Origin of the sequence: Clostridium tepidiprofundi DSM 19306, from assembly GCF_001594005.1 — a bacterium.
Taxonomy (GTDB): domain Bacteria; phylum Bacillota; class Clostridia; order Clostridiales; family Clostridiaceae; genus Clostridium_AC; species Clostridium_AC tepidiprofundi.
The window spans coordinates 1-12,297 of record NZ_LTBA01000029.1; the positions used below are offsets into that span (position 1 = coordinate 1).

11 protein-coding genes are annotated in these 12,297 nt (G+C 26.7%); 10 read left to right on the forward strand and 1 reads right to left on the reverse strand.

Features of this window, described 5'->3' with window-relative positions; translation table 11 throughout:
- Nucleotides 1–490 precede the first annotated feature (490 nt).
- Complete coding sequence (locus tag CLTEP_RS10080; protein ID WP_066826397.1) at nt 491–1,732, reverse strand: DUF401 family protein; 1,242 nt, start codon at nt 1,730–1,732, stop codon at nt 491–493.
- Between the two features lie 181 nt (nt 1,733–1,913).
- Here CLTEP_RS10080 and mntA point away from each other — a divergent pair, with 181 nt between their 5' ends.
- The 10 genes from mntA to CLTEP_RS10130 all read left to right on the forward strand — a co-directional run bounded on the left by mntA (nt 1,914) and on the right by CLTEP_RS10130 (nt 12,282).
- Nucleotides 1,914–2,354, forward strand: a complete 441-nt coding sequence (gene mntA / locus CLTEP_RS10085; RefSeq protein WP_066826399.1) for a type VII toxin-antitoxin system MntA family adenylyltransferase antitoxin — start codon at nt 1,914–1,916, stop codon at nt 2,352–2,354.
- Nucleotides 2,351–2,782 (forward strand): type VII toxin-antitoxin system HepT family RNase toxin, encoded by a 432-nt coding sequence (hepT, locus tag CLTEP_RS10090; RefSeq protein WP_066826401.1) that lies wholly within the window; start codon nt 2,351–2,353, stop codon nt 2,780–2,782. Before mntA ends, hepT begins: the two co-directional genes overlap by 4 nt.
- 107 nt (nt 2,783–2,889) lie before the next feature.
- Nucleotides 2,890–3,285 carry a bacteriohemerythrin gene (locus CLTEP_RS10095; RefSeq protein ID WP_066826404.1) on the forward strand — a complete coding sequence of 132 codons (396 nt, stop codon included), beginning with the start codon at nt 2,890–2,892 and terminating at the stop codon, nt 3,283–3,285.
- 169 nt (nt 3,286–3,454) lie between these two features.
- Nucleotides 3,455–5,326: a molecular chaperone HtpG gene (gene htpG / locus CLTEP_RS10100; RefSeq protein ID WP_066826407.1), complete on the forward strand. Its 1,872-nt coding sequence runs from the start codon at nt 3,455–3,457 to the stop codon at nt 5,324–5,326.
- Between the two features lie 220 nt (nt 5,327–5,546).
- Nucleotides 5,547–6,776 (forward strand): polysaccharide deacetylase family protein, encoded by a 1,230-nt coding sequence (locus tag CLTEP_RS10105; RefSeq protein WP_207644328.1) that lies wholly within the window; start codon nt 5,547–5,549, stop codon nt 6,774–6,776.
- A 271-nt stretch (nt 6,777–7,047) separates the two neighbouring features.
- The gene (locus CLTEP_RS10110) at nt 7,048–7,443 is read left to right on the forward strand and encodes a GntR family transcriptional regulator (RefSeq protein WP_066826412.1); all 396 of its coding nucleotides are present in this window, start codon (nt 7,048–7,050) and stop codon (nt 7,441–7,443) included.
- Entirely contained in the window at nt 7,430–8,329 is a 900-nt protein-coding gene (locus tag CLTEP_RS10115) for an ABC transporter ATP-binding protein (protein ID WP_066826415.1), read from the forward strand. Before CLTEP_RS10110 ends, CLTEP_RS10115 begins: the two co-directional genes overlap by 14 nt.
- Nucleotides 8,304–10,250, forward strand: coding sequence for a DUF6449 domain-containing protein (locus CLTEP_RS10120; protein WP_066826418.1), 1,947 nt, complete (start codon nt 8,304–8,306; stop codon nt 10,248–10,250). Before CLTEP_RS10115 ends, CLTEP_RS10120 begins: the two co-directional genes overlap by 26 nt.
- Nucleotides 10,251–10,559: 309 nt before the next feature.
- Nucleotides 10,560–10,784 carry a YdbC family protein gene (locus CLTEP_RS10125; protein WP_066826421.1) on the forward strand — a complete coding sequence of 75 codons (225 nt, stop codon included), beginning with the start codon at nt 10,560–10,562 and terminating at the stop codon, nt 10,782–10,784.
- Between the two features lie 64 nt (nt 10,785–10,848).
- Nucleotides 10,849–12,282 (forward strand): hypothetical protein, encoded by a 1,434-nt coding sequence (locus CLTEP_RS10130; protein WP_066826423.1) that lies wholly within the window; start codon nt 10,849–10,851, stop codon nt 12,280–12,282.
- Nucleotides 12,283–12,297: the final 15 nt, after the last annotated feature.

Consider the following 12,297-nt stretch of genomic DNA (forward strand, 5'->3'; position numbering starts at 1 on the left):
GCTTTAATTCCTTCTTTAAAATTATTAATTTTAGCCATAATAAAATTCCTCCGTCAATACTTAATGATGCAATATTGATTATAAAGGAATTTTATTTAAAATCTTATTTTCTGAATATTTATTATTTGATTTTCAATTTTATTCAATCTTAAGTTTATGACATTGGATGCTAGGATGGAAAACAAGGTACTGGTATTTATTCTCTGACTAAGTTACAATATGGTTTGGCGACTAGTGACTTTGTTTTAGTCTCCAGTTTCCAATATAAATTTGTGACTTGAAAACTAATATATGTAGTAAGAAGAAAGTTCTAAGTATTAATTTTCATTAAAGTCACAATCTGCTTTGGCAATCTACTTTTGAAGAAATTACACAGTAATTTCGAAATTAACTAAACCACTATCAACTGGCATTCTTGTTTGTAAGAAATTGCGAAGCAATTTCAACCTTTACTATTCATTATTCCTTATTCTCTATTCACTTGTATGGGTTATAGCATATTCACTATATATACTGCTATCATTACTAAGTATATTAAAGGCAATATATAAACGTAGTTTTTGTACAAATCTTTAATTTTCACGTCAAAGTATTCTAATGTAAGAACTTGGCACATATGTAGTGGTGAAATAAAATAAAAAACAAATGAACTAGTATATATAAGCATTGCATACAAAAGTTTTACATGATAGTTTGGTGCTAATGGCAATATCATTGGATATAATATTGCTATGCTTGGTTGAATAGATGCTAGTGGGAAAGAAATAATCCCGCTGGCTATTAATATTAACACTTCTAAAGGAACACCCATGTCTAATAGGCTATGCAAAAACGTAAATATTTCATTAATATCATTTACAATATTCTTAAAGAACATAATACCTAATACTGCAATTATCATAGAGGGTTTGATACCTTTAATTATGGTTTTAAATGTACTTTCATTAATTTTGAATTTAGTATCATGATTTCTATCGTAAAGATTTATAGAAATACTTAATAGTATACCTAATATTAGAGAAATATAAAAAGGTAAATTTAGAATCAAAACACCTATTAAACTTATCAATATTGGTGATGAATAAAATATAAATTCATAAATGGTTTTAAAATATTGTTTGACGTTCATTTTTTCAATGCTTGGATTAATGCATTTTTTCAAAAGAAATATATATCCAAATGCATACATAGCTAAAGCAATTGGAAGTTGAAGTTTAATAAAATCCCAAATATTATAGTTACCTATTTGAGTTGATAAAATTATAGTAGGTGATAAGGGATAAATGAAATAAAGTGCATGTCTAAAAACAAGATTGATTGCAGCTTTTTTATCTCTTGATAAATTTAATCTTTCACCTAGATTATCTACAACAGGGCAAGACATCAATGCTCCACCAGTTACTAAGAGTGTACCAATAATTGAAGGTGCGAATAATATTGTTGCTTTTGTACTTCTTAACATTTTTTCAAGTGCAATCATCATTCTATCTAAAATAAAGTATTTTTCCATTAGATATCCGAGAATAGTAATGAATGTAATCGTAACTGCTAAAGAAATAGTTGTATAATCTGAGCATGTTTTCAAAAATATATTAAATATATTCAAAACATTTCTGCCATTTAGAAGGGAAAGCAATATACCACCAATAATTAGTGAATAACCTATATTAACTTTTTTACTTGCTAAAAACAGTATAATTCCCATTGAAATTATCAAAGTTACTATTATCATTGTTATCACCTTTTCTTTATTTTATCTGTCCACTAAATAATATAATACTAATATAAGAAAGTCTAGTATAAAAACTTAAAAGATTTTATTGCTGATGTACGTAAATGTTTATAATAACTTATATTTTCGTGGTATAATATAAGTGGTGTATATTAACAAGTTGGTATGAGGAGTTAATTGAATGATTCAGAGAAATTTAGAAGAAATAATAAATATTACAAATGATTATTTAGCCAAATTGGTACAGGAATATAATATAAAACTGATGTATATTTTTGGTTCTTATGCAAAAGGTAATAACACTGCAAAGAGTGATTTAGATATTGCAGTATTATTAGGTGAAAATTATAATCCAATGTGTAAACTTGAACTTATTGGAGAATTGACATCAATATTTAAAAGAGATGACATTGATCTTGTAATATTGAACAATGCAAATTCAGTGTTAAAACATCAAGTAATTAAATATGGGAAGCTTATCTATATGGAAAATGAAGATATTAAAGTTAACTTCGAAGTTAGAGTGCTTAAAGAATATATGGATATGGAGTATTTTAGAAAAATACAAATGAAATATATTAATGAATGGATTAAAGATACAGTAGGGAGGGATAATGTATGACAAGAAATATAAAGGAAACAATACAGTCAAAAATGAAGGAACTTCAAAAAAACTTATTGTTGTTAAAATCTGAAACGATTAATGTAAATGAAGAAAATTTGAAAGAGGATATGATAAAATATTGGGGGATTGAAAGGGGTATACAGATTTCTATTGAATGTGTTATTGATATTTCTAATATAATAATATCTGTATTAGATATTGAAAAACCAGATACTTATAGAGAAGCTATATTAATATTAAGTAAAGAAGATATACTACCTAAGAGATTTGCAAAACAGATAGCTAATATGGTTTCATTTAGGAATATACTTGTACATGACTATATGAGAATTGATGAGAAAATAATGATAGATATATTAAAAAATCATTTAAATGATTTTATAAAATTCATGAATTATGTAAACAAATGGATTAATGAAATATAAATGTGGCATTTTGTTTGAATGTTTTAATTACTTGTTAAAGTTGTAGCATAAAATGACGATTAATTGTATAATGCAAAAATTAGTATTTATGGAAAGGGGCAGTACATATGATTAAGTGGAAAGATGATTATAAAATAGGGGTGGAAGAGATAGATGAGCAGCATAAAAAATTGTTTGAAATAACTAATAGAGCATATGAACTTTTAGAGGACAAATTTTGTATTGATAAATACAGTAAAATTGTCGATATATTAGAGGAATTGAAGGATTACACAGTATATCATTTTAAAACTGAGGAAGAATATATGCTGGGAATAGGTTATAAAAGATTTTTATCTCAGAAAGTGGAGCATGACGAGTTTGTAAAGAAATTAAGTGATATAGATTTTGATAAAATAGATGAAGATCAAAATAAATACATATTAGGAATATTGGATTTTGCGGTGAATTGGATAGCTGATCATATTTTAACTAAAGATAAGCTTATAACTTCAAAGAAGTAATATTTTAATATATTATTACTTCTTGAAAAACTTATGTAAAATATATATTAGCATAAAAGTACAAAAAAGGTATTGACAAATTATTCTTTGAGGTGTATTTTTAAAATTGGAATTAGCACTCAATAGATTCAAGTGCTAATAAAACATATATCTTAAAGGGGCGATTAAATTGGAAAAAAAACAATTTAAGGCAGAGTCTAAAAAAATATTAGATCTTATGATTAATTCAATATACACTCATAAGGAGATTTTTTTAAGAGAGTTAATATCTAATGCCAGTGATGCAATTGACAAGATTTATTATAAGGCATTAACAGATGATTCCTTAAAATTTGATAAAGATAATTACTATATTAAAATAATAGCGGATAAAGATAATAGGATATTGAAAATTTGCGATACTGGTATTGGAATGACAAAAGAGGAACTTGATGATAATCTTGGAGTTATAGCAAAGAGTGGTTCATTAGCATTTAAAGAAGCAAATAAATTAAAAGATGGCTATGACATAATAGGTCAATTTGGTGTTGGATTCTATTCTGCATTTATGGTAGCTGATACTGTTACTGTTGTGAGTAAGGCTTTGGGTAGTGAAGAAGCTTATAAATGGGAATCAAATGGTGTAGAAGGATATACAATTGAACCATGTAAAAAAGATTCTGTTGGTACAGAAATAATACTTAAAATAAAACAAAATACGGAAGATGAAAACTTTGACGAATATCTTGAGGAGTATAGAATAAAGTCCATTGTAAAGAAGTATTCGGATTTTGTTAGATATCCTATTAAACTGGATGTAACAAAATCAAAGCTTAAAGAAGGTAGCGAGGATGAATATGAAGAATATACCGAAGAAGAAGTTATAAACAGTATGGTTCCTTTGTGGAGAAAAAATAAGAATGAACTTACTGAAGAAGATTATGAAAATTTCTATTCTGAGAAACATTATGGTTTTGATAAGCCAATAAAGCATATTCATATTAGTGTTGATGGTGCTGTAAGTTATAATGCGATTTTGTTTATACCAGAAAAAACACCATATGATTTTTATACAAAAGAGTATGAAAAAGGGCTAGAGTTGTATTCTAATGGTGTTTTGATTATGAATAAGTGTGGAGAACTATTACCTGACTATTTTAGTTTTGTGAAGGGAATAGTAGAATCAGACGATTTATCTCTTAATATATCTAGAGAATTATTGCAGCACGATAGACAGTTAAAGCTGATTGCTAAAAATATCAAAAATAAGATTAAAAATGAATTGAGCAATTTACTCAAAAATCAGAGAGAAAAATATGAAAAGTTTTATGAATCATTTGGAAGGCAATTAAAATATGGTATTTATACTGAATTTGGAATGAATAAGGATATTCTTCAGGATTTGCTTATGTTCTATTCATCTAAAGAGAAAAAGATGGTTACATTAGATGAATATGTTTCTAGAATGCCAGAAGAACAGAAATATATATATTATGCTGTTGGTGATTCAATCGAAAGAATTGATAGGTTGCCTCAGACTGAATTAGTGGCAGATAAGGGTTATGAGATATTATATTTTACTGAAGATATTGATGAATTTGCCATAAAGATGTTAGCAAAATATAAAGATAAAGAATTTAGATCAGTAGCAAGTGGTGATTTGGGTATCGAAACCGATGAAAATACCAATAATGCAAATGAGGAAAATAAAGAGTTATTTGAACGTATGAAAAAAGTGTTATCTGGCAAAGTAAAGGATGTTAGGGCATCAAAGCGTTTGAAACGTCATCCTGTTTGCTTATCAAGTGAGGGTGAACTTTCAATAGAGATGGAAAAAGTATTGAAATCTATGCCTAATAGTGAAGATATAAAAGCTGATAAAATATTAGAGATAAATGTTAAACATGATGTATTTAAGTCGTTAAAGGAAGCACTTGATAAAGATGAAGATAAGTTTGATTTATACACGAGATTATTGTATGATCAAGCACTTCTTATAGAAGGATTGCCTGTTAGTGATCCAGTAGAATTTTCAAATAATATTTGTAAAATAATGATGTAAAAATATTATTATAATAGAGGAACAGTGCCTATGAGGGGTTGTATAGATATTGCTCCTCTTAGTTTTTGAGCTATTGCAACTTTTGTCGATTAGTTGTTAAAATAATATAAAAATGATGAACAGTGTTTAATAATTGTGTTATAATTAAAACGTGAAGTAAATAAACAGTCTTTAGTTAGTATTGTGAGGCATAATATGAAAGGGAGGTAGAGTCACGATTTTGTGGCGTAAAAATATGAAAATTACTAAAAGATTAATGCTTATAATGATGTTGTTGGTTATGTTTGTTACTGCTGGGTGCAATGATTCAAAGGTTAGTAAAAACAATAATGAAAACAAAAGTAATGTTACTGATTCAGTAACAAATAAGGGTAGTACAAAAGAAGATTCAAAAATGGAAACAGATAAAAGCAAAACAAAAGAAAATGATAAGGATAAAAGTAAAACAGAAGAGAACAAAGAAAGCAATATAGGTGATAATAATGATTCAAAATCAAAAAATAGCGATGATAAAAATAAAGGCGATACAATAGATTTAAGTAAAATAAAGCCTAATGAGGCAGGACAAGTAATGGTACTTATGTATCATTCAATTTCTACTCCAGAAGCTGAACTTGCTAGGACACCTGATAATTTCAGAAAAGATTTACAGATTCTTTATGATAAGGGGTATAGACCTATAAGTTTAAGAGATTATGTTACAGGAAATATAACGACTAAAGCGGGGTATACACCTGTTGTTATAACTTTTGATGATGGATGGCAGAATAATTTTAATATTATTAAAGATAAGAAAGGAAATATAACTATAGATCCTGATTGTGCTGTTGCTATTTTAGAAAAATTTCATTCAGAGCATCCAGACTTCCCATTAGAAGCTACCTTTTTTATTAATGATAATACACCTTTTGGGCAGAAGGAATATGTAGGATATAAATTAAAATACATAGTTGACAAGGGAATGGATATTGGGAATCATACAGCAACACATGTTGATTTTTTAAATTTAACACATGCTGATGGAATTCAAAGGGAAATTGCTGATATTAAAAATATGGTGAATAAATATATTCCAGATTATGAAGTAAATACATTGGCATTACCTTATGGTAATAGACCTAAAAATAAAGACTTGTATGTTTATCTCGAAAAAGGAAAATTTAATGGTGTAGAGTACAGGAATATTGCAATTTTAAATGTTGGATGGGATCCTAACAGATCACCTTATCATATTAAATTTAATCCTATGTCTATTCATAGAATATGGGCAAGTGATTTGCAGAAATATGTAAAAGGTGTTGGCATATATGACTGGATAAAGAGATTCGATAAGGGTGAGAGAACAAGATATATCTCAGATGGTAATCCAAATACAATAACTATACCAAAAGGATATTTAGAAGTTATAGATAAAAATAGAATTGGAAATAGAAAAGTAATAACATATTGATTTTGAATTCAAGGCTTACCAACTTTGCGGTTGGTGAGCCTTTTGCATGTCTGTCTTTTTTTGAATATAGTAAACATATCAAATATATTGAAGTATATTGAATTAAATCGCTTTTGTTGAATTAATCAAAGCTGTATTATTGTTTAGATTATCATACGCTTCAAAAAACTTTGCAAGTATGTATAAAAAATACTTTACAAGTTAAAAATCATGTAATACAATATAACTGTATTGCTTATACTAATACAGTTAATACGGAAGGAGGGCATAAATGTTAAAATTAGATTTAAGAAGTAGGCAGCCAATATATGAGCAGTTGGTAGAAAAATTTAAACAGCTTATAATAAATGAAGTATTAAAGGCTGATGAAAAATTACCTTCTGTGCGTACACTTGCTAGTGAACTTACAATAAATCCAAATACCATACAAAAAGCATATAGGGAACTTGAAAGAGAAGGATATATATATTCTATAAAAGGTAAAGGGAGCTTTGTGACACCTTCAATTGATGTTAAGAATTTTGAAAAGCTTGAGAATTTACGAAATGAGTTGATAAAAATTATATCTGAGGCTTTTTATTTGGGTATGAAAAAAAATGAAATCATTGAAATTATTTCAGAAATAGAAATCAATGTAAAAGGAGTGAGACAGGGTGATAAAGGTTAAGAATGTAAGCAAATCATTTGAAAATATTCATGCATTAAGAAATGTAACTATAAATGTTAAAAAAGGTTCAATATATGGATTGTTAGGTTCAAATGGAGCAGGTAAGACAACTCTACTAAAGATTTTAGCGGGAATATATAAGCAAGATAATGGAGAAGTATTGTTAAATGATGAAAGTGTATTTGAAAATGAAAATGTAAAAATGAGAATTGCATTTATTCCTGATGAAAATTATTTTTTTTCGCAGTATACAATTAAAAATATGGCAAATTTCTATGAAAGTATTTATTCAACGTGGAATAGTGAAAGATTTGAAAAATTTAAAGATGTATTTAATATTGATGTGAATAAAAAAATAAATAGTTTATCGAAAGGTATGAAGAGACAAGTATCATTTTGGCTTTCATTGTCAACTATGCCTGATATAATGATTTTGGATGAACCAATAGATGGACTTGATCCTGTCATGAGAAAGAAAATAAAAAATTTGATAATTAAGGATGTTGCTGAAAGAGATATGACGGTTCTTATATCATCTCATAATTTAAGAGAATTAGAAGATATATGTGATCATATAGGAATCATGCATAAGGGAAATATTATAATACAAAAGGAATTAGATGATTTAAAAGCAGATGTGCATAAACTACAGATTGCTTTTAAAGGTGATATTCCAGAAGAAATTTTGAAGAATCCTCATGTTCTTTATAAAAATAAAATAGGAAGCATAATGCTTTTAATAGTAAGAGGAAGTAGAGATGATATTATTGAGTATTTTAATAAATATGAACCGGTGATTTTGGATATTTTACCGCTTACATTAGAGGAGATATTCATATATGAAATGGGGGATGTTGGCTATGAAGTACAAAACGTCATTTTTTAGCAAGGGTATATTATTAAATGATTTGAAAAGATTTTCATGGATAGGAATAACGTATTTATTGGTGTTATTATTTGATATTCCTTTAAAAATACTCATGAGTTTAGTTGATAAGAATAATTATGGATATATATCTATTAGTAATTTGTTTGAATTTAAATCATTTATACAGATATGTCTTTTGATAACGCTTCCGGTTTTAACAGCAATAATACTATTTCGATATATACAATATAAAAAATCAGTAGATATGATTCATTGCTTACCTTTAAAAAGAGAAAAAATATATGATAGTCATATATTTGCAGGCATGATAGTCTTAATAATGCCAGTAGTAATTGTTGCTATTGTATCATTGCTATTAAAAATTACTTTAGGCATTGGAGATAATTATTTTACTGCAAAAATGGTTTTTTCATGGGGAGGTATTACGATAATATTTAACATAATAATATTTCTTTTTACTGTTTTTATTGGTATGCTAACAGGATCTTCAACTGCACAAGGTATACTTACTTATATATTTTTATTTTTACCTGTTGGATTGGCGGTGTCAATATTACAAAATGTTTTATATTTTGTATATGGTTTAAGTGGGGATTTTATGTCTGAGGAAACTTTATTAAATTTTTCACCTTTAACTAAAATATTCACATTATCATACAGTACAATTCATACAAAGGAAGTAATAATATATATTACAATATCGGTTATTTTGATGTTGAGTGCAAGGGTTATATACAAAAAAAGAAAATTAGAAATGGCATCTAAGGCAGTTGCTTTTGAAAAATTGCAACCTGTATTTAAGTATGGAGTAACACTTTGTTTTATGTTGTTAGGTGGTTTTTATTTTGGAGTAATACAAAGTGGTAATGTACACTGGATTTTGTTTGGATATGTTCTTTTTTCTTTGATTGGATATTATATTGCTGAAATAATAATAAAGAAATCATTAAAAGTATTTAAGAACATAAAAGGATATTTAATATTTGCATCTATTGCTGCAATTGTGTTAATAGGTATAAATCATGATATTACTGGATTTGAGAGAAGGATACCTAATTTAAATAACGTTGAATCTATATATTTTGATAACTCTTTTCACAGTAAAGGTGAATATAGTACATTTTATGAAAAAGATAATTTGGAAAATATAAGGAATTTTCATAAAAGCATAATAGAAAACAGAAAAAACATTAAATATAATATTAAAGGACGACAAGAAAGAGTAGCTATTGAATATAGATTGAAAAATGGGGAAATATTGCATAGACAATATTTTGTTTCAAAAGAAATGTATAATAAGTATTTTAAACCTATATATGAGTCGAAAGAATATAAAGTTATGAAAAATCCTCTTTTGAAAGTTAGTGATAATGATGTTAGTGAAATTGCTGTGAATTCACTTGAGGGAAATAAAAAGCTTGTTATAAATAAACCATCAGAGATTAAAGAAGCTATATATATACTTAAAAATGAATTGCTTAATAAAAAATATGAGGAAATAAGCGATAAACGAAGTGAATGGGGATATATTAACATTTCAATATCTGGTGGGAAAAGTAAATTATTATATGGTGAAAATTTAGGGATTGCATGGAAAAAGTCATATACTGAATTTGAAAAATGGTTATACAAAAAAGGATATTTAGAAAATTCGAGGATTGTGCCTAAAGATGTTAAATATGTTATTGTAGAAAAAAATGATGGTAAATCACAGAGTACAAATATGACGGATAATAACATAAAAAAATTAAAAATAAGTGATAAGTCTAAAATAGAAACATGTTTAAGAAATTATTTCTTTGCACGAGGAGACAATGAATATATTGTTGGCTTTTATTTGAAAAATGATGAAATTATTTATGGAGGATTTAAAAAAGAATTTGTTCCTGATTTTGTAAAGGAATATTTTAAGGAATAGAGATATAATTCAGCACCTAATATTGGCAATTAAGCTGCTAATATTGGGTGCATTTATATGTTTGGATAAAAAACCGCAGTTGCTTGTCTTTATGGTAGTTCAATTTTATGTGAGCAAATTGAAACAAAGCAAGTTACTATATGTAATAGATTTATTAAAATAATTCAATTGTAAAAATTAAATATTTTGCTATATTATGATATAATTAATAGGAAATTATAGTGAAGTTAATTTTAAAATTAATGATTATAAAATATATTTTAGAGCAGATTATTCAAATATAAATAATTATTAAATGGAGGACTTAAAATGGCAGATATAAAATATGAAATAAAAGAAGAAATAGGAGTATTATCGGAATCACCAAAAGGTTGGAAGAAAGAATTAAATCTAATTAGCTGGAATGGAAGAGAACCTAAATATGATTTGAGAGATTGGTCTCCCGAACATGAAAAGATGGGTAAAGGTGTTACTTTAACTAGGGAAGAATTAAAGAAATTAAGAGAAGTTTTAAAGAATATGAATTTGGATTAATAAATAAGGGAAAATGCAAAACCACAATAAAAGGGAAAAATGGTATTAAAAAGGGTGATAGTCTGTGGGAAACGAAAATAACAAATCAAATGAACCAAAAGTCTTAAATCAACTTAATTATCATATACTGCCATTTGCATTTAAAAAAGATTATTGTGAAGTAATAAAAGGTATTGAAGCTTCTAATGAATGGAAATGGCAAAAAAATATGAATACTCAAGTTTTTACACATATAGAGAACTTGGTATTCAGTGAAAATAATAAAGAAACAATAGGAAGAAAATATATTTTATTAAATGATTCGAAAGTACGAGAAAAGTATGGATTACCAAGTAAAAAAACAGAAACACTGAGAATGTATGTAAAGAATAATTCTGATTACACATTTAAAATTATGTCTATGGAGATGTATATTTTTGAAACAAATGTAGGATTTATTCTATTTGAAATTGAGTTTGTAGATAAGAAATCAAATGTAGATATTGAGCATATTATAAATGGAAATTACTTTTTTAAGAAATTTGCACATAGTAATAACATCAAAATTTATTACAATAAAAAGGGTGAATATAATAAAGAACTTGGAAAAGCTGAATATATTCAAGTGGAATTTAGTCGTGGAAAAATTGTTAGTAATATTACAAACGATTTTGATGTAGATACTTTTTTTACTAGAATTAAAAAACCAGAAAATTGTTTAGTTTTCAATTCTGTAACTTTGGATAGAATACCACAAGAAAATATGCTTGAAGAATATTTATTTAGAATGAGACGTTCTTTTAAGGACTCATATAGGCCAAGCCCTTTAGAATTTAATGTAGAAAATAATAATGAGATACTTAGGATGTTTGAAAATAGTTATTGGGGAGTATCTTTAGAAGGAATAGGTAATATAACTTATAGCACAAAAGATAGTTTTTTTGCTTCGAATTATAAGGGGAATTTAAAAAGTACTTATATTTATATGTATATATTGGGACTACACAAGAGATATGCCTTGCTATATCTATCAATGCGAATTTCAAGATTGCCTAATACAATTAAAGAATATATTAAGTATGAAAAGAAACATAAGGAAAATATATTATATAAATTTAGAGAAAAAATTGTGTTTTTTAAATTTAGGTGTGTATTTAATGAGACTTCAAATATAACCCATCAAGCAAAGTTGTTCGATATGATTGAAAATACACTTCGTATTGAACAATTATTAAATGAAATGGAATCTGAAATAGAGGCATTAACTTCAATGATAGAAATGAAGGAGTTTAAAAGTAAAAGTGAGCTTAGAGAATTTGTGGCTGCAGCAAGTTTGATTTTTGCTGTAATATCTACTATTGTAAGCGGCTGGGAATTGGTAAAGATAATTGAAAAAGAAAATTTTCCGCCAGTAAATTCAAATGCGTTTTTCACATTACTAGTATTAACATTTCTATTAGTATTTCTTGTGTTTACAGGAGCAAAGTTAATATTTAAGATAAAAAAAGAAATGAAATAATACATATTTTAATGT

Coding starts and splice junctions, on each gene's coding strand:
- CLTEP_RS10080 (WP_066826397.1), bottom strand. CDS start 1,732: ATGATAATAGTAACTTTGATAATTTCAATGGGAATTATACTGTTTTTA.
- mntA (WP_066826399.1), top strand. CDS start 1,914: ATGATTCAGAGAAATTTAGAAGAAATAATAAATATTACAAATGATTAT.
- hepT (WP_066826401.1), top strand. CDS start 2,351: ATGACAAGAAATATAAAGGAAACAATACAGTCAAAAATGAAGGAACTT.
- CLTEP_RS10095 (WP_066826404.1), top strand. CDS start 2,890: ATGATTAAGTGGAAAGATGATTATAAAATAGGGGTGGAAGAGATAGAT.
- CLTEP_RS10110 (WP_066826412.1), top strand. CDS start 7,048: ATGTTAAAATTAGATTTAAGAAGTAGGCAGCCAATATATGAGCAGTTG.
- CLTEP_RS10120 (WP_066826418.1), top strand. CDS start 8,304: ATGAAGTACAAAACGTCATTTTTTAGCAAGGGTATATTATTAAATGAT.
- CLTEP_RS10125 (WP_066826421.1), top strand. CDS start 10,560: ATGGCAGATATAAAATATGAAATAAAAGAAGAAATAGGAGTATTATCG.